Source organism: Streptomyces sp. NPDC029138, from assembly GCF_055564375.1.
In genome coordinates, this window is the sequence record NZ_JBVHWM010000033.1 from 30,695 (window position 1) to 48,000 (window position 17,306).

The following is a 17,306-nucleotide window of genomic DNA, read 5'->3' on the forward strand; positions in this document are numbered from 1 at the left end:
AAGGGTAGCCGTGCGATAGCTGTACGTGTCACGAGGCAGTGAAGAAGACCACTCCTTCGTGGGGTGGGCCGACGGGGTGCGTAGTGTCGTACTCATGAGTACGACAGGCGCGACCGCCGATCCGCTCGCGGCCCTGGGCTCGCTGCCCGGTGTGGCCGAGTCCGTTGAGTCCGTGCGCAAGGCCGTGGACCGGGTCTACGGCCACCGGGTCATGCGGCGCCGCAGCAACGAGATCACCTCCGAGGCGGCCCTGCGCGGCGCTCGTGGCTCGGCGGCGCTGTCCGGCGCGGACTGGGCCCTGGAGGAGGTGCGCCGGCGCACCGACTTCGGCGTCGACACCGAGGCCCGCGTGATGGGCGCGGCCCTGCGGCTCACCGCCGAGGCCGGACAGCTGCTGTCCATCTGGCGCCAGTCGCCCCTGCGGGTGCTGGCCCGGCTGCACCTGGTGGCCGCGGCGAGCGGTGAGGACCAGGTCGGCAGGCCGCGCCTGGCCGGCGAGCCGGTCGACGAGCCGCTGGTCGAGCTGCCGCTGCCGGACGCCGAGGAGGTCTCGGCCCGGCTGGAGGGGCTGGCGGACCTGATCATCGCCGGCACCTCCGCGCCCGCGCTGGTCACGGCCGCCGTGGTGCACGGCGAGCTGCTCGCGCTGCGCCCCTTCACGTCCCACAACGGCCTGGTCGCGCGCGCGGCCGAGCGGATCGTGCTGATCGGCAGCGGACTGGACCCGAAGGCGATCTGCCCGGCCGAGGTCGGCCACGCCGAACTGGGCCGCGCCGCCTACCTGGCCGCTCTGGACGGGTACGTCTCCGGCAGCCCCGAGGGCATGGCCGCGTGGATCGCCCACTGCGGCCGGGCGGTCGAGCTGGGCGTCCGCGAGTCGACGGCGGTGTGCGAGGCGTTGCAGCGCGGCGCGGCCTGAGGAAAGTCCCGACGGGGGAAAGGCCTCGGACGGGCGGAACCTCCGGACGGTGGGAAGTTCCGGACGGCGGGGTTCCGGATGCCGGGGTTCCGGACGGCGGGAAGCCGGGCAAGGGTTGCGGCGGTACGAGTGCTCGTACCGCCGCTGGCATGATCACCGGGTTACCAGGCGTCCTCGATATGTCGCCCATCAGGTCGGGATGCTTTGCCCGTCACCTGGTGCGGCTGGCCCGTAATCGACGGGTCGACGTCGCGTGGGTGCGCGGTGTTCATGCTGGGTCCGTGGGCCATGCGTTGTGGTAGGGGATCCTCTCGGATGTCCTTTGGTCTCGCGGGCCTAGGTTCTTTGTACCGCGAGCCGGGAGGAAGCGGAACCCCTGCCTGCACTTCTTTACGTTCAGGTTCAAACAGGGTGAAACGGGCGCTCGTTCAGGCGGTGCCGCGGCGCCGGCTGGCGTACCAGACGAGGCCGGCGGTCGCCGCCGCCGCGCCTATGGCCGCCGCGGCGACCAGTGCCGGGCGGGGCGGGACGGAGAAGCCGGGCAGTCGCTTCTTGAGCAGGACCGGGTGGCGGAACTCCAGAACCGGCCACCCACGCGCGACTGCCTCGCGGCGCAGCGCGCGGTCCGGGTTCACGGTGTGCGGGTGCCCGACGGCCTGGAGCATCGGCAGGTCGGTCGCCGAGTCGCTGTAGGCGTAGCAGCGGTCGAGTTCGTAGCCCTCGGACGCGGCCAGCTCCTTGATGGCCTCGGCCTTGGTCGGGCCGTAGGCGTAGTACTCCACCTCTCCGGTGAAGCAGCCGTCCTCGCCGACGACCATGCGGGTGGCGACCACTCGGTCCGCGCCCAGCAGTTCCCCGATCGGCTCGACCACTTCGGCGCCCGAGGAGGACACGATCACCACGTCCCGGCCGGCCGCGTGGTGCTCCTCGATCAGGGAGGCGGCCTCGTCGTAGATGATCGGGTCGATCAGCTCGTGCAGGGTCTCGGCGACGATCTCCCGCACCTGCTGGACGTTCCAGCCGCGGCACATCGCGGAGAGGTACTCGCGCATGCGCTCCATCTGGTCGTGGTCCAGGCCGCCGGCGAGGAAGACGAACTGGGCATATGCGGTACGCAGCGCGGTCCTGCGGTTGATCAGCCCGCCTTGGTAGAAGGACTTGCTGAAGGTGAGCGCGCTGGACTTCGCGATGACCGTCTTGTCCAGGTCAAAGAAGGCCGCTGCGCGGGGCAAGGAGTGGTTTTCCACGTCCCTGAGCATAGGCGCCCACCATTCGGCGTAAGGTGGGGCGTGTGGGTTTGCCTGAGAGGGCTCTCGGGTACACCATGGAAGTCACGGATCGTTCGCGACCGTGCTAACCCGGTCCGACTCCTCCCCCCCCGAGTCGGCCGTGGGGACGACCCCCGCTCTCCCCCCCGGCGGGGGTCGTCGCATGTCCGGATGGGTTTTCGCCCTCTTCTCCTCTCTTCACGCGGTCCTACGGCCGGCCTCGCGCCGCCGTGGCCGCGTTTCTCAGTATGCCCGTGATCGGTAACCGTGAGTAATCGTCGGGATGCTCTGTGGATATCGCACACGGATCAGCACGGGGGTCACCGGTATGGGTGACGGAGATATTCACAGGGCCCGGGTTGTCCACAGTTATCGACCAAGATCCACATCATTTCGCGGATCGCTGCACCGTGATTCCAGCGCACTCCGGCCGTGGCGAGTTCATGGCCCGGTCCGATTGCCGGAGCGCGTATGGCCGGTTCCTATCGGCCGTTCATATGGAGGCCGCTTGCCGGTTCTTCACACCTTTGGGAATCGCGTGGCCGCAGGGGCTGCGCGGCCCACGCAGCGAAGGGGGAACACCCGTGACCGGAACCGTCACCCACGACCCGCCGCCCGGCCCCGCAGAGCGGCCCGGACGGCCGCTCATCGTCACCGAGGACGCCGTCCTCCTGGACGATCTGCTGCGCCTGTGCGCGGCGGCGGGCGCCACACCCGAGGTCCGCCACGGCGTACCGGAATCCGGCGACGGCTGGGCGTCCGCCCCGCTCGTGCTCGTCGGCGACGACGCCGCCCACCGGATGCGCGGAGCCGTGCGCCGCCCCGGAGTGGTGCTGGTGGGCCGTGACCAGGACGACCCGGGGGTGTGGAAACGAGCCGTCCAGATCGGCGCCGACCACGTCCTGATGCTCCCCGACGGCGAGCCGTGGCTGGTCGACCGCATCGCCGACGTCGCCGAGGGAATCGGCCGCCCGGCCCTCACCGTAGGTGTGATCGGCGGCCGGGGCGGGGCCGGCGCGTCCACGCTCGCGTGCGCGCTCGCCGTCACCTCCGCGCGCGAGGGACTTCGCACCCTCCTGGTGGACGCCGATCCGCTGGGCGGCGGACTCGATGTACTCCTCGGCGGCGAGAGCGCCGAAGGGCTGCGCTGGCCCGCCTTCGCCGCCTCCCGGGGCCGGGTCGGTGGCGGCGCCCTGGAGGAGTCACTGCCCGAACTGCACTCCCTGCGGGTCCTCAGCTGGGACCGTGGCGACTGCGTCGCCATCCCGCCTCCCGCGGTCCGCGCGGTGCTGGCCGCCGCCCGGCGGCGCGGCGGCACGGTCGTGGTCGACCTGCCCCGGCGCCTCGACGACGGTGTCGCCGAGGCCCTCGCCCAGCTCGACATGGCCCTGCTCGTCGTCCCGGCCGAGCTGCGGGCCGTCGCAGCCGCCGGCCGCGTCGCCTCCGCCGTCGGAATGGTCGTACGGGACCTGCGGGTGGCGGTCCGCGGACCGTACGCACCCGGCCTGGACGACCACGAGGTGGCCCGGCTGCTCGGCCTGCCGCTGGCCGGCGAAGTGCCCGTCGAACCCGCGCTGCTGCGCCCCCGGGGCGGCGCTAAACCGCCGGGCGCGACCGGGCGCGGACCGCTCGCCCGCTTCTGCGCGCACTTCTGGGAGCGCGCGCTGATCGAGGCGGGAGGCATCCGATGACCCTGCCCGGACTCGACCGGGCCGACGGCGCGGCCCTGCTCGACGGCGTCCGCCGCCGGCTCGCCGAGAGCGGCGCCGAACCCACCCCTGCGCGCGTGGCCCAGGCCCTGCGCGAACAGGGCCGGGTGCTCGGCGACGCGGAAGTCCTCGGCGCGGCCGCACACCTTCGGTCCGAACTCGTCGGTACCGGCCCCCTGGAACCGCTGCTCGCCGACCCGGACGTCACCGACGTCCTGGTCTCCGCCCCGGACCGGGTCTGGGTGGACCGTGGCGGCGGCCTGGAGCTGACCCCGGTGACCTTCCCCGACGCGGCGGCCGTACGACGTCTCGCGCAGCGACTGGCCGCCGTGGCCGGACGCCGGCTGGACGACGCCCGGCCCTGGGCGGACGCCCGGCTGCCCGACGGCACCCGGTTGCACGCGGTGCTGCCACCGGTCGCCGTCGGCTGCACCTGCCTCGCCCTGCGGGTGGTACGGCCCCGGGCCTTCACCCTGGAGGAACTCGTCGTGGCGGGCACGGTGCCGCCCGGCGGCGACCGGATCCTGAGGGCTCTGCTCGATGCCCGGCTGTCCTTCCTCGTCAGCGGCGGCACCGGGTGCGGCAAGACGACCTTGCTCAGCGCCCTGCTCGGGCTCGTCGGACCGGGCGAGCGGATCGTGCTCGCCGAGGACTCGTCCGAGTTGAGGCCGGACCACCCGCACGTCGTCCGGCTGGAGACCCGGCCCGCCAACCAGGAGGGCGCCGGCCTGGTCACGCTGGAGGACCTGGTGCGGCAGGCGCTGCGGATGCGACCGGACCGGCTGGTCGTCGGCGAGGTGCGCGGCTCGGAGGTGGTGCATCTGCTCGCGGCGCTCAACACCGGCCATGAAGGCGGCTGCTGCACGGTCCATGCCAACGCGGCGGCGGATGTACCGGCCCGGCTGGAGGCGCTGGCCACGGCCGCGGGGCTGGACCGGGCCGCGCTCCACAGCCAGTTGGCGGCGGCCCTCTCGGTGGTGGTGCACCTCGTACGGGACCGGTCCGGGCGGCGCCGGATCGCCGAGGTCCATGTGCTGGAACGGGACACCACCGGGTTGGTGCGGACGGTACCGGCCCTGCGCTGGGGTGAGCGGGCGTTTGTGCGGGAGCGGGGGTGGGGGCGGTTGCGGCAACTGCTGGCGGATGCGGGGGAGGCCGGGGGTTCCGGAGCGACTGAGTGAGGGTGGTGGGCCGGGGTGGGTGAGTGGTGTGAGCGCGTCCGGCTTGGGGCGGTGAGGGGGGTCGGCGGGGCAGTGGGTTCGGTGGGTCGGGGGCGGGTCAGTGGGGGTTCGGGAGTGATGAGAGGAGTGACGGAAGTGATCGGTGAGACGTCCATGGGGGCCGCGCTGGTCTGTCTCGGTGCGTTGGTCTGGCTGCTGGGCGGGCGGCACTACGGGATGCGGCGGGCACGGCTTCTGCTCGCCGGCGGCGGAGTGGTGGCGACCGGGCCACCCGTCTGGGAGCAGGTCCTCGCGGAACTGCGGCGCCAGCGCGGCCGATGGGGGGCCGAGTGGTGGGCGCTCGTCGCCGGACTGGTGATCGGGCTGATGGGCGCCTCGTTGATCCCGGTTGCCGCGGGGGCGGCCGGGGTGCCGGTGCTGCGCCGGATGCGGCTGGCCCGGCAGGCCCGGCACAACCGGGAGCGGCGGGCCGACGCGGTGATCGCCCTGTGCGGTGCGCTCGCCGGGGAGGTGCGGGCGGGGCGGCAGCCGGGGGAGGCGCTGCTGCGGGCCGCGAGGGACTCCGGCGGGCTCGGCGACGCCCAGGCCGCCGTGGTGGCCGCGGCGCGGTTCGGCGGAGACGTGCCCGGCGCGCTCGCCGTGGCGGCTCGGCAGCCGGGAGCGGAGGGCCTGCTCGGACTCGCCGCGTGCTGGCGGGTGGCCGTGGATCAGGGTGCGGGACTGGCCACCGGCCTGGACCGGCTGGACGGGGCCCTGCGCGCCGAGCGGGATCAACGAGCCGACCTGCGCGCCCAGTTGTCGGGCGCCCGGGCCACCGCGGTGCTGCTCGCCGCACTGCCCGTCCTCGGTCTGCTCCTCGGCACGGCCATGGGCGCGGACCCGCTGCGCGTGCTGCTGCACAGCGGCGCCGGCCTCGGCTGCCTGACGGCCGGTGCGGTGTTCGAGGCGGCCGGGATGTGGTGGTCGATGCGGATCGTCCGAGGGGCGGAGGCCGTATGAGGTGCGGAGGCCGTGTGAGGAGAGCCGTGTGCGATGGGGCGAGCGGCCCGAAGGTCCGAACGGCGGGGAAGGGGTGAGCGGCATGAGCGGGGAAGTCGTCCACAGGCTGGGGACGGCGTTGGTCGTGGTGCTGGTCCTCGGCTGGGGTGCCTGGTGGCTGGAGCTGACGCGACGGCGGCGTTGGGCGCGGCGTCGGGTGGCCGAGCTGCTGGGCTTGGAAGTGCCTGTTCGCAAAGCCCGGTTGGCGATTCCGGACAGCGTGCGGCGATGGGTGCCGGCGGCCGGTGCGGCGTGCGGTGTGTGGGTGCTGGTCGGCGGGGTCGTCGGTGTGGTGCTGGGGCTGGGTGTGGGCGCCGTGTTGTGGCGGTGGCGGGGCCGGCAGGCGGCAGCCGGGCAGCAAGAGGTGGTCGATACCGCCGGGGCCGAGCGCCAACTTCCGCTCGCCGCCGATCTGCTGGCCGCCTGTATCGCGGCCGGTGCCGGTCCGGTGATCGCCGCTCAGGCGGTCGGGGAGGCCCTCGGCGGACCCGTCGGCCAGGCGCTGGCGCGGGGCGCGGCGGAGGTCCGGCTCGGCGGGGAACCGGCGGACGCCTGGCGGAGTTTGGCGGCGCTGCCCGGCGCCGGTGCCTTGGCGCGGCTGCTGGAGCGGGCCGACGAGTCAGGGTTGCCCGCGGCCGGTCCGGTCGCCCGGCTCGCGTCGGACGCGCGCGCGGAGTGGGCCCGTACGGCGACGGTCCGGGCGCGCCGGGCGGGCGTACTGATCTCCGCGCCGGTCGGCCTGTGTTTCCTGCCCGCGTTCATCGCGGTCGGCGTGCTGCCGGTCGTGATCGGACTGGCGGGCGGGGTGATGGGAGGGAGGTGAGGGGACGAGAGGGGACCAGCACGCAGACGTCAGGTGAGCGCGAAGAACGACGACCGACGACAACAACCGACAGCAACTGACAACGAACGACACGAGCGACAAGAGACCAGAGCCTCACGGGGGTTGAGATGTTCGAGAAGATCAGGAAGGCGGCGGTCCGGGTGCGCGGGGCTTGCCGTCAGGATGCCGGAATGGTGACGTCCGAGTACGCCATGGGGATCATCGCGGCCGTCGGGTTCGCGTTGCTGCTCTACAAGGTCGTGACCAGCGGCCAGGTCCAGGCGGAGTTGCAGGCCATCGTGAAGAGGGCCCTCAGTGCGCGGATGTGAGCGAGGCGGGGACCGCGGGTTCGTGACCGCGGAGGCGGCCGTGGTGCTGTCCGTGCTGGTGGCGTTCACGATGGCACTGGTCTGGGGGCTGCTCGTGGTGGCGGCGCAGATCGAGTGCGTGGACGCGGCCCGCGCGGGCGCCCGGGCCGCCGCCCGGCAGGACCCGGCCGAGGCGGTGGTGACGGTGACCAGGGAAGCGGCGCCGAGGGGAGCGCGGGTGAGCGTCGCACGCGAGGGCGACCGGGTCCGGGTGACGGTGATGGCCAAGCCGCCGGTGCTGAGCGGGTTGCCGTTCGAGGTCCGAGAGGAGGCCGTGGCCCTCGCCGAGGACACGGTGGGACCGAGGGAGCCGGGGCCATGAGGCGCCACGGTGGACTGGCCGGCGGGCGTGCGGAGCCGGAGCGGGCGTCGGACTCGGACCGGGGATCGGCCACCGTCTGGAGCCTGGGGGCGATCGCCGTGCTGTGCGTCGTTTTCGGTGCCGTGCTCGCTCTCGGGCAGGCCGTCGTCGTACGGCACAGGGCGGCCGGCGGCGCCGACCTGGCCGCGCTCGCGGCGGCGGATCACTGGGCCGAGGGCGGCACGGCGGCCTGCGCTCGGGCCGAACGGCTGGCGGCGGCCCAGGGGGTACGGCTGGTGCGGTGCGCGATCGTGGGCGACACGTCCGACGTGACGGCGGCCGCGGGGAGGGGGCCGTTCAAGGCGGAGGTCAGGGCGAGAGCGGGACCGGCAGGTCCGGTACCGCCCGGCGGGTCGGACGGGTCCCCGGTTGTTCCGCCTGGCGGGTCGGATGAGTCCCCGAGTGTTCCGCCTGACGTCCCTGCCCGCTCCCAGCCCGTGCCGTCTGCCGTGCCGAGCGGGTCCCAGGCCCTACCGCCTGGCGTCCCGGCCGGCTCCGAGGCCGCGCCGCTTGCCGTACCGGGCAGCTCCCAGGTCATACCGTCGGCCGTGCCGAGCGGGTCCTGAGCCCTGCCGCTCGCCGTGCCGGGCGGCTCCCAGGTCACACCATCGGCCTCCGACTCCGACTCCCCCGGCAGCCCCCTCCTCGCCCCGTCGCCTACGCGCCCCCCGACTCCCCCTCACCCGCCCCCTCCGGCGCCCCCCGCAGCAGCACCGTGAGGAGTCGTACCGCGCCCCTCTTGTGCAGCGGGTCGTTGCCGTTGCCGCACTTGGGGGACTGGATGCAGGACGGGCAGCCGGCCTCGCACTCGCAGGAGGCGATGGCCTCGCGGGTGGCGGCGAGCCAGGCGCGGGCGGTGTGGAAGGCGCGCTCGGCGAATCCCGCGCCGCCGGGGTGGCCGTCGTAGACGAAGACCGTGGGGAGGAGGGTGTCGGGGTGCAGGGGCACGGACACGCCGCCGATGTCCCAGCGGTCGCACGTGGCGAAGAGGGGCAGCATGCCGATGGAGGCGTGTTCGGCGGCGTGCAGGGAGCCGCCGAGGATCTCCGGGGTGATCCGGGCCTCGTCCAGCTGGTCCTCGGTGACCGTCCACCACACCGCACGGGTGCGCAGCGTACGAGGAGGGAGGTCGAGTTTCGTCTCGCCCAGCACTTCGCCGGTGATGAGGCGCCTGCGGAGGTAGGAGACCACCTGGTTGGTGACCTCCACCGAGCCGTAGCACAGGCGGCCCGCGCCCCACGGGATCTCGGTGTCCGTCTCCAGGATGGAGATGGCCGTGGTGTCGCGGGCGACCGTCGAGTACGGCGGGTCGGCCTGCTCGACCAGGGCGACGGAGTCCTCCAGGTCCAGCGAGCGCACCAGGTAGGTGCGGCCCTGGTGCAGGTGGACGGCGCCCTCGTGGACGGTGGAGTGCGCGGCGCCCGCGTCGACCGTGCCGAGCAGACGGCCCGTGCCGGCCTCGACGACCTGCACCGGCCGGCCGCCGGCGCCGCGGATGTCGGTGAGGTCGGCGGCCCGCTCCCGGCGGGTCCAGTGCCAGGCCTTGGTGCGCCGGCGGAGCAGCTTCGCGGCCTCCAGTTGCGGCAGCACGTCCGCGCAGGCGGGGCCGAAGAGGTCCAGGTCCTCCTCGGTCAGCGGCAGCTCCGCGGCGGCGGCGCACAGGTGCGGGGCGAGGACGTAGGGGTTGTCGGGGTCGAGGACCGTGGATTCCACCGGTTGGTCGAACAGGGCCTCGGGGTGATGGACGAGGAAGGTGTCCAGCGGGTCGTCGCGGGCGACGAGGACCGCGAGGGCGCCCTGGCCGGAGCGGCCCGCGCGGCCCGCCTGTTGCCACAGGGAGGCGCGCGTGCCCGGGTAGCCGGCGATCACCACCGCGTCCAGTCCGGAGACGTCCACGCCCAGCTCCAGGGCCGTCGTGGCGGCGAGGCCGAGGAGTTCCCCGGAGTGCAGGGCGCGTTCCAGGGCGCGGCGCTCCTCGGGGAGGTAGCCGCCGCGGTAGGCCGCGACACGCCGGGCCAGGGAGCGGTCGACCTCGGCGAGTCGCTCCTGGGCGATCACCGAGATCAGCTCGGCGCCGCGCCGGGAGCGTACGAAGGCGACCGAGCGCACGCCCTGGACGGTGAGGTCGGTCAGCAGGTCGGCGGTCTCGGCGGTGGCGGTACGCCGTACGGGTGCGCCCTTCTCGCCCTGTAGTTCGGTGAGCGGGGGCTCCCAGAGGGCGAAGACCAGTTCACCGCGCGGGGAGGCGTCGTCGGCGACCTCCACGACCGGCAGGCCGGTCAGCCGGCGGGCGGCGACCGCGGGCTCGGCGGCGGTCGCCGAGGCCAGCAGAAAGACGGGAGAGGAGCCGTAGCGGGCGCACAGGCGGCGTAGCCGGCGCAGCACCTGGGCGACGTGCGAGCCGAAGACGCCCCGGTAGGTGTGGCACTCGTCGATGACGACGTACTTGAGCGACTTCAGGAAGGAGGACCAGCGCGGGTGGGAGGGGAGTATCCCGCGGTGCAGCATGTCCGGGTTGGTCAGGACGTAGTTGGCGTACTGGCGGATCCACTCGCGTTCCTCGAACGGGGTGTCGCCGTCGTACACGGCCGGCCGTACCGAAGTGCCGAGAGGTTGTGAAAGTTCCTTCACCGCCCGGCACTGGTCCGCCGCGAGCGCCTTGGTGGGGGACAGGTAGAGGGCGGTGGCGCCGCGGCCGTTCGGGGCCTCGGCGCCGTCCACGAGGGTGGACAGCACGGGCACCAGGTAGGCGAGGGACTTGCCGGAGGCGGTGCCGGTGGCGACCACCACCGAGTCGCCGTCCAGGGCGTGCTCGGCGGCCAGCGCCTGGTGCGCCCAGGGGTGCTCGATGCCGCACGCCTGGACGGCCGCGATCACCTCGGACCGAATCCGGTCAGGCCAGACGGCATGGCGGCCCGCGCGCGGGGGCAAGTGCTCCGTATGAGTGATGCGCGCAGCCCGGCTCGGCCCGGAGGCGAGCCGGTCCAGGAGCGTCCCCGGAGACGGGCGGGAGGCCGGGTGAGCCTGGGGTCGATCGGATCGGTGATTCTTGGCCATCGGCACCGAGTGTGTCACTGGCGTGACGGACAATGGAGCCAAGGCGTCGTGCACGCCTGCCGGTAAGTGATTGAATGCCATCGCGGCTGGCGAAACGTCCCGGGGGCCGCAAGCGTGGTGCCCGAGGGACGACCGCTCGATAGCAAGGTGCTGGAGGATCCGTGGACCTGTCCCTGTCGACCCGTACCGTCGGCGATCGTACGGTCGTCGAGGTCGGTGGCGAAATCGACGTATATACCGCGCCCAAGCTGCGCGAGCAGCTGGTCGAGCTGGTGAACGACGGGAATTTCCACCTCGTCGTGGACATGGAAGGCGTGGACTTCCTCGACTCCACCGGGCTCGGTGTCCTGGTCGGCGGCCTGAAGAGGGTTCGCGCCCACGAGGGCTCGCTGCGTCTGGTCTGCAACCAGGAGCGCATTCTCAAGATCTTCCGCATCACCGGCCTCACCAAGGTGTTCCCGATCCACACCACGGTCGAGGAAGCGGTGGCGGCCACCGACTGATCGACAACCGACCGATCCCGGACCGGTCGCCGGCGCCGGGCTCCCGCCGGGGGCCCGGACGCCGGCCGGTCCCGTCCTGGGCCGCCGCGCACGCGACGGCCGGGGGACAGACGTACCCAGGAGGTGCGGGCGCTCGGCGGCCCCGCCTCCGACCGCACGCCCGTAGTCGCGAGGGGGATGCATGGCCACCGTCGAACTCCGCTTCAGCGCGCTGCCCGAGCACGTCAGGACCGCCCGGCTGGTGGCGGCAGCGGTGGCGCGCAGGGCCGGAGTGGACGAGGCCGTCCTGGACGAGGTGCGGCTCGCCGTGGGCGAGGCCTGCTCCCGCGCTGTCGGACTGCACCAGAGCAGCGGCGTCACGGCACCGGTGAAGGTGGCGCTGATCGAAGAGGAGAAACAGTTCTCCATCGAGGTCGGCGACGAGGCACCGCACGCCACGCCGGGCGGCGACACGCCCGGCGCCGGGCGGGACGCCGAGCCGGAGGTCGAGGAGGACGAGATGGGCCTCGCGGTCATCAGCGGCCTCGTCGACGACGTGGAGGTCACCACCGGGCAGAACGGCGGCCTGATTCGCATGACCTGGCCGACCACGCCGCCGGCCGTCGCACTCGCCTGACCTTCACTCGCCTGGTCTCGGACCAGCCTGGTTTTTCACACCAGCCTGCCGGTCTCACCCGACCGGCCGTACCCGCCTCGTCTCACTCGACCGGCCGTACCGTCACAACCGTCCACCAAGCGCACAGGGGCCCTGCCGAGCAGGGCCCCTGTCGTGTTTTCCGGCCACTGCGGAATTCGTGAACGAATTCACGATCAAAACCGTGATAATTTGATCAAGCGCCCAGGTGGCCGACAATGGCTTTGGGGCATTACGTCGTTCGGGTTTGCTGTATGTACATGCAGGCCAATTCCGTTTACCGTCCCCTGTTTAGATCACTCGGCGGTACCTACAATCCGTCCACATCTTGAGCTCAGCCCAAGCGTCAAGGAGGACGAATGGCGGGGCTTTCTACCACTCAGTTGGGTCACCCCACATCCCTCGCAGCCGCGGTCCTGACCGACGACAACCGGATCCTCGTGGCCGTCATCGCGGCGGTCGCCCTGGCCGCGCTGGTGGTCGCGGGCATCCTGGTGCGCCAGGTGCTGGCGGCCGGCGAGGGCACCGAGAGCATGCAGCGGATCGCCGAGGCGGTCCAGGAAGGTGCCAAGGCGTATCTCGCCCGGCAGTTGCGCACGCTCGGCGTATTCGCCGTCGTCGTCTTCTTCCTGCTCATGCTGCTGCCCGCGGACGACTGGAATCAGCGGGCCGGCCGCTCGGTGTTCTTCCTGATCGGAGCGGCGTTCTCGGCGGCCACCGGCTATATCGGCATGTGGCTCGCCGTACGCAGCAATGTGCGGGTCGCCGCGGCGGCCCGGGAAGCCACCCCGGCGGAAGGCGAACCGGAAAAGGATCTCACCACCGTCTCGCACACCGCGATGAAGATCGCATTTCGCACGGGCGGCGTCGTCGGCATGTTCACGGTGGGGCTCGGCCTGCTGGGCGCCTCCTGTGTGGTGCTGGTGTACGCCGCCGACGCTCCGAAGGTGCTGGAGGGCTTCGGCCTCGGCGCCGCCCTGATCGCGATGTTCATGCGAGTGGGCGGCGGCATCTTCACCAAGGCCGCCGACGTCGGCGCCGACCTGGTCGGCAAGGTCGAACAGGGCATTCCGGAGGACGACCCGCGCAATGCCGCGACCATCGCCGACAACGTGGGCGACAACGTCGGCGACTGTGCGGGCATGGCGGCCGACCTGTTCGAGTCGTACGCCGTGACCCTGGTGGCCGCGCTGATCCTCGGCAAGGCCGCCTTCGGCGACTCCGGGCTGGCGTTCCCGCTGCTGGTGCCCGCCATCGGTGTGCTCACTGCCATGATCGGCATCTTCGCGGTCGCCCCGCGCCGCGCCGATCGCAGCGGCATGAGCGCGATCAACCGCGGCTTCTTCATCTCCGCGGTGATCTCGCTGGCGCTGGTCGCGATCGCGGTCGTCGTCTATCTGCCGTCGAAGTACTCCGCACTCGACGGCGTCACCGACGCGGCGATCAAGGGCAAGGACGGCGACCCGCGCATCCTCGCGCTGGTCGCGGTGGCCATCGGCATCCTGCTCGCCGCCGTCATCCAGCAACTGACCGGCTACTTCACCGAGACCAACCGCCGTCCGGTGCGGGACATCGGCAAGACCTCCCTCACCGGCCCGGCCACCGTCGTCCTCTCCGGCATCTCGGTGGGCCTGGAGTCCGCCGTCTACACCGCGCTGCTCATCGGGCTCGGCGTGTACGGCGCGTTCCTGCTCGGCGGTACGTCGATCATGCTGGCGCTGTTCGCGGTGGCGCTGGCCGGCACCGGCCTGCTCACCACGGTCGGCGTGATCGTCGCCATGGACACGTTCGGGCCGGTCTCCGACAACGCGCAGGGCATCGCCGAGATGTCCGGCGACGTCCAAGGCGCGGGTGCCCAGGTGCTCACCAACCTGGACGCGGTCGGCAACACCACGAAGGCCATCACCAAGGGCATCGCCATCGCCACCGCCGTCCTCGCCGCGTCGGCGCTGTTCGGGTCGTACCGCGACGCGATCACCACCAACGTGCAGGACGTCGGCGCGAAGCTCACCGGGCCGGGCTCGCCGCTCAGCCTGTCCATGGACATCTCGCAGCCCAACAACCTCGTCGGCCTCATCGCGGGCGCCGCGGTCGTCTTCCTCTTCTCCGGACTGGCCATCAACGCGGTGTCGCGGTCGGCGGGTTCGGTGGTGTTCGAGGTGCGGCGGCAGTTCCGTGAGAAGCCCGGGATCATGGACTTCAGCGAGAAACCCGAGTACGGCAAGGTCGTCGACATCTGCACCAAGGACGCCCTGCGGGAGCTGGCCACGCCCGGTCTGCTCGCCGTCATGGCGCCGATCTTCATCGGGTTCACGCTCGGTGTCGGCGCGCTCGGCTCCTACCTCGCCGGCGCGATCGGCGCGGGCACGCTGATGGCGGTGTTCCTCGCCAACTCAGGCGGCGCCTGGGACAACGCCAAGAAGCTGGTGGAGGACGGCCACCACGGCGGCAAGGGCAGCGAGGCCCACGCGGCCACGGTGATCGGGGACACGGTCGGCGACCCGTTCAAGGACACCGCCGGACCCGCGATCAACCCGCTGCTGAAGGTCATGAACCTGGTCTCGCTGCTCATCGCACCGGCGGTGATCAAGTTTTCCTACGGCGACGACAAGAACCTCGGGGTGCGGATCGGGATCGCGATCCTCGCGCTGCTGGTGATCGTCGTGGCCGTGTACATCTCCAAGCGGCGCGGGATCGCCGTCGGTGACGACGACAGCGCCGGGCGGGTCGCCAACCCGCCGGACGCCGCGGTGGTTTCGTAGATCGCGGCAAGAAGGCCCTGCTCAACGGACGGGCGGGAGGCGCGTACCGACGCGCCGCCCGCCCGCTTGTCGTCCGTGGGCTCGCCGACGTCGTGAGCCTTCTCTCCCATGGTGCGAAAGATCACAAAAGCTGACTTATACCTCACCGGACAAGGGGAGGGAGTGCGTCCGCCGTGTAGATTCCGGGGGCCGAGAGCCATGGAAGGGACCAATCCGGTGAACAAGAAGCTCGCGGCCGCACTGTCCGGCGGTGCGGTACTGGTGGTGGCGGTGTCCGGGTGCAGCAGCAGCGGTGACAAGGGGCCCGACCCCAAGCTGGTGTCCTGGGCCAAGACGGTGTGCGACGCGGTGCCCGCGCAGGACGCGAAGATCAGGTCGGCCAACGCATCGATCGCGGCCATCGCCACGGACACCAACCTCCCGCCCAAGGACGCCCAGAAGACGTACGCGGAGGCCTTCCAGGACATGGCCGAGGGCTACAAGGCGCTCGCCGACGCCCTCGACGGCGCCGGAGCGCCCCCCGGGATCGACGGTGGCGCCAAGCTCCAGCAGGACGCGGCCAAGAACCTCGCCGGCCTCTCCACGTCGTACGCCGGCCTGAAGAAGAGGGTCGACGGGCTCGACACCAAGGACCAGGGCAAGTTCGCCAAGGGCCTGAAGGAGGTCGCCCTACAGACCAAGGAGGTCGGCAAGCAGAGCGACAGCGGCACGGAGGCGCTGAAGCGGCTGGAGAAGGGCGACGTCAAGGAGGCGATGGCCAAGCAGCCCAGTTGCAAGGTCACACCGTCCGGGTCGGCACAGCCGACGGCACCGGCGACGACCGGCTGACGACTCCGCGACGGCCGGCTGAGGTCGGCCACGGTCGGCTGACGTCGGCAACAACCCGCTCACGTCGGCGAACGGTCGAGCGAAGCCGGCTCAGGGCAGCCGTCGCGAATCGCCTAGGGCAGCCGTCGCGAGCCGGCCTCGGGCAGTCGCCGCGAGTCGGCCGCGGGCGGCCCCCGCGGGCCACAATGGGGGCGTGACTGACTCCGGACTCGCCCCCCTGCCCGCTTCCGACCGGCCCGACATCGCCGCGCGCCTGAGGGACGCGCTGCTGGCCGCCTCCTTCACCGCCGACGGGCTGCTCGACCTGCTCGGCGCCGCCGCGTACGCGGCACTGGCCCGCAGCGAGACCGTGCCCGCTCTCCGGGCGACCCGTGGCGACACGCCGCTGGAGACGCTCGTACGGCTGTTCCTGCTCCAGCAACCGGTGCCCCACGCGCGCGTGGCGGACGTTCTGCCGGTTGAGGAGGCGCTGGAGGCCGGCTGGCTCAGGCGCGTGGGCGGTGACGAGGTGGCCGCCACCGTGGACGTACGGCCGTACGGCGGTCCCGGCGGCGAGGACTGGTTCATCGTCTCCGACCTCGGCTGCGCGGTCGGCGGCGCCGGCGGCATCGGGCAGCGTGACGAGGGCGTAGTCCTGGGCGTCGGCGGCGCCTCCACGACCCTCGCCGGCATCACCGTCCGCACCCCCGTCGCCTCCGCCCTGGACCTCGGCACCGGGTCCGGCATCCAGGCGCTGCACGCCACGCAGCACGCCACGCGCGTGACGGCGACCGACCTCAACCCGCGCGCGCTGCACATCACGGCGCTCACGCTGGCGCTCTCCGGCGCGCCCGCCGCCGACCTGCGCGAGGGGTCGCTGTTCGAGCCGGTGCAGGACGACGAGACGTTCGACCTGATCGTGTCCAACCCGCCGTTCGTGATCTCCCCGCGCGCCCGGCTGACCTACCGGGACGGTGGCATGGGCGGGGACGATCTGTGCCGCTCGCTCGTTCAGCAGGCGGGGGAACGGCTGAACGAGGGCGGGTTCGCGCAGTTCCTCGCGAACTGGCAGCACGTGGCAGGGGAGGACTGGCAGGACAGACTCAGGTCGTGGGTGCCGCGCGGGTGCGATGCCTGGATCGTGCAGCGCGAGGTGCAGGACGTCACGCAGTACGCCGAGCTGTGGCTGAGGGACGCCGGTGACCACCGTGGGGACCCGGCGGAGTACCAGGCGCGGTACGACGCCTGGCTCGACGAGTTCGAGGCGCGCAAGGTCAGGGCGGTCGGCTTCGGCTGGATCACCCTGCGCAGGACGGGGTCCGCCGAGCCCGTCGTCACCGTGGAGGAGTGGCCGCACCCGGTCGAACAGCCGCTCGGGGAGACGATCCGGGCGCACTTCGAGCGGCTCGACTATCTCCGGGAGCACGACGACGCGGCGCTGCTGGACAGCCGCTTCAGGCTCGTCGCCGAGGTGGTCCAGGAGCAGGTCGGGCTGCCGGGCGCCGAGGATCCGGAGCATGTGGTGCTGCGCCAGCACCGGGGGATGCGCCGGGCGACGAAGGTGGACACCGTGGGTGCCGGGTTCGCGGGGGTGTGCGACGGCACGCTGAGCGCGGGCCGCATCCTGGACGCCATCGCGCAGCTCGTCGGCGAGGACCCGGTGGTGCTCCGCGACCGCACGCCCGCGCAGATCCGGCTGCTGGTGGAGCAGGGCTTCCTGGAGCCGGCGGGCTGAGCGGGGGCGCGAAGGGCGGGAGCGCCGGGTGAGGAGCCGTGCCGGAGCGCCGGGTGGGCGTTCCGGTGAGGAGCGGTGCCGGGCAGGTGCCGTAGGCCGGGTGCCCGTGCCGTCGTAGGCGCGGTCGGATCATCTCCTGCG

Annotated in this window: 14 protein-coding genes and 1 pseudogene; 13 read left to right on the top strand and 2 right to left on the bottom strand. The window is 72.5% G+C overall.

What is annotated here, in order from left to right:
• The first annotated feature begins 94 nt into the window (after positions 1–94).
• A complete protein-coding gene (locus ACZ4WH_RS24275; protein WP_468183811.1) occupies positions 95–919 on the top strand; it encodes a Fic family protein in 825 nt (274 codons plus the stop codon).
• Positions 920–1,347: 428 nt separating this feature from the next.
• On the opposite strand, the gene ACZ4WH_RS24280 is transcribed toward ACZ4WH_RS24275, so the two are convergent.
• A complete protein-coding gene (locus tag ACZ4WH_RS24280) occupies positions 1,348–2,178 on the bottom strand; it encodes an HAD family hydrolase (protein ID WP_468183814.1) in 831 nt (276 codons plus the stop codon).
• A 593-nt stretch (positions 2,179–2,771) separates the two neighbouring features.
• Between ACZ4WH_RS24280 and ssd the strand changes: the two genes are divergently transcribed.
• The 7 genes and pseudogenes from ssd to ACZ4WH_RS24315 all read left to right on the top strand — a co-directional run.
• Positions 2,772–3,878 (top strand): septum site-determining protein Ssd, encoded by a 1,107-nt coding sequence (gene ssd / locus ACZ4WH_RS24285; protein ID WP_468183817.1) that lies wholly within the window; start codon positions 2,772–2,774, stop codon positions 3,876–3,878.
• Positions 3,875–5,077 (top strand): TadA family conjugal transfer-associated ATPase, encoded by a 1,203-nt coding sequence (locus ACZ4WH_RS24290; RefSeq protein ID WP_468183820.1) that lies wholly within the window; start codon positions 3,875–3,877, stop codon positions 5,075–5,077. Before ssd ends, ACZ4WH_RS24290 begins: the two co-directional genes overlap by 4 nt.
• Positions 5,078–5,194: 117 nt before the next feature.
• Positions 5,195–6,076, top strand: a complete 882-nt coding sequence (locus ACZ4WH_RS24295; protein WP_468183823.1) for a type II secretion system F family protein — start codon at positions 5,195–5,197, stop codon at positions 6,074–6,076.
• An 82-nt stretch (positions 6,077–6,158) separates the two neighbouring features.
• The gene (locus tag ACZ4WH_RS24300) at positions 6,159–6,938 is read left to right on the top strand and encodes a type II secretion system F family protein (protein ID WP_468183826.1); all 780 of its coding nucleotides are present in this window, start codon (positions 6,159–6,161) and stop codon (positions 6,936–6,938) included.
• 128 nt (positions 6,939–7,066) lie between these two features.
• Positions 7,067–7,267 carry a DUF4244 domain-containing protein gene (locus ACZ4WH_RS24305; RefSeq protein WP_468183829.1) on the top strand — a complete coding sequence of 67 codons (201 nt, stop codon included), beginning with the start codon at positions 7,067–7,069 and terminating at the stop codon, positions 7,265–7,267.
• A 22-nt stretch (positions 7,268–7,289) separates the two neighbouring features.
• On the top strand, positions 7,290–7,628 hold the full coding sequence (locus tag ACZ4WH_RS24310) for a TadE family type IV pilus minor pilin (protein ID WP_468183832.1): 339 nt from the start codon (positions 7,290–7,292) through the stop codon (positions 7,626–7,628).
• Positions 7,625–8,011: pseudogene (locus tag ACZ4WH_RS24315) on the top strand (Rv3654c family TadE-like protein); the annotation flags it as partial. The gene ACZ4WH_RS24310 and the pseudogene ACZ4WH_RS24315, both read left to right, overlap by 4 nt.
• A 313-nt stretch (positions 8,012–8,324) precedes the next feature.
• Here the strand turns inward: ACZ4WH_RS24315 and ACZ4WH_RS24320 are convergent.
• Positions 8,325–10,805, bottom strand: coding sequence for a DEAD/DEAH box helicase (locus ACZ4WH_RS24320; RefSeq protein WP_468183835.1), 2,481 nt, complete (start codon positions 10,803–10,805; stop codon positions 8,325–8,327).
• An 80-nt stretch (positions 10,806–10,885) separates the two neighbouring features.
• Here ACZ4WH_RS24320 and bldG point away from each other — a divergent pair, with 80 nt between their 5' ends.
• The 5 genes from bldG (at position 10,886) to ACZ4WH_RS24345 (ending at position 17,165) form a co-directional block, all read left to right on the top strand.
• Positions 10,886–11,227, top strand: a complete 342-nt coding sequence (gene bldG / locus ACZ4WH_RS24325) for an anti-sigma factor antagonist BldG (RefSeq protein ID WP_014674042.1) — start codon at positions 10,886–10,888, stop codon at positions 11,225–11,227.
• A 181-nt stretch (positions 11,228–11,408) separates the two neighbouring features.
• Complete coding sequence (locus ACZ4WH_RS24330) at positions 11,409–11,843, top strand: ATP-binding protein (protein ID WP_468183838.1); 435 nt, start codon at positions 11,409–11,411, stop codon at positions 11,841–11,843.
• Positions 11,844–12,220: 377 nt separating this feature from the next.
• A complete protein-coding gene (locus ACZ4WH_RS24335; RefSeq protein ID WP_468183841.1) occupies positions 12,221–14,623 on the top strand; it encodes a sodium-translocating pyrophosphatase in 2,403 nt (800 codons plus the stop codon).
• A gap of 216 nt (positions 14,624–14,839) precedes the next feature.
• Positions 14,840–15,451 carry a small secreted protein gene (locus ACZ4WH_RS24340; RefSeq protein WP_468183844.1) on the top strand — a complete coding sequence of 204 codons (612 nt, stop codon included), beginning with the start codon at positions 14,840–14,842 and terminating at the stop codon, positions 15,449–15,451.
• A 193-nt stretch (positions 15,452–15,644) separates the two neighbouring features.
• Positions 15,645–17,165, top strand: a complete 1,521-nt coding sequence (locus tag ACZ4WH_RS24345) for a DUF7059 domain-containing protein (RefSeq protein ID WP_468183846.1) — start codon at positions 15,645–15,647, stop codon at positions 17,163–17,165.
• Positions 17,166–17,306 lie beyond the last annotated feature (141 nt).

What these genes read in the sequence shown, in the direction of transcription:
- ACZ4WH_RS24320 (WP_468183835.1), bottom strand. Translation starts at nt 10,805, where the DNA reads ATGGCATTCAATCACTTACCGGCAGGCGTGCACGACGCCTTGGCTCCA.
- ACZ4WH_RS24335 (WP_468183841.1), top strand. Translation starts at nt 12,221, where the DNA reads ATGGCGGGGCTTTCTACCACTCAGTTGGGTCACCCCACATCCCTCGCA.
- ACZ4WH_RS24300 (WP_468183826.1), top strand. Translation starts at nt 6,159, where the DNA reads ATGAGCGGGGAAGTCGTCCACAGGCTGGGGACGGCGTTGGTCGTGGTG.
- ACZ4WH_RS24275 (WP_468183811.1), top strand. Translation starts at nt 95, where the DNA reads ATGAGTACGACAGGCGCGACCGCCGATCCGCTCGCGGCCCTGGGCTCG.
- ACZ4WH_RS24330 (WP_468183838.1), top strand. Translation starts at nt 11,409, where the DNA reads ATGGCCACCGTCGAACTCCGCTTCAGCGCGCTGCCCGAGCACGTCAGG.
- ACZ4WH_RS24305 (WP_468183829.1), top strand. Translation starts at nt 7,067, where the DNA reads ATGTTCGAGAAGATCAGGAAGGCGGCGGTCCGGGTGCGCGGGGCTTGC.
- ACZ4WH_RS24295 (WP_468183823.1), top strand. Translation starts at nt 5,195, where the DNA reads ATGAGAGGAGTGACGGAAGTGATCGGTGAGACGTCCATGGGGGCCGCG.
- ACZ4WH_RS24290 (WP_468183820.1), top strand. Translation starts at nt 3,875, where the DNA reads ATGACCCTGCCCGGACTCGACCGGGCCGACGGCGCGGCCCTGCTCGAC.
- ACZ4WH_RS24280 (WP_468183814.1), bottom strand. Translation starts at nt 2,178, where the DNA reads ATGCTCAGGGACGTGGAAAACCACTCCTTGCCCCGCGCAGCGGCCTTC.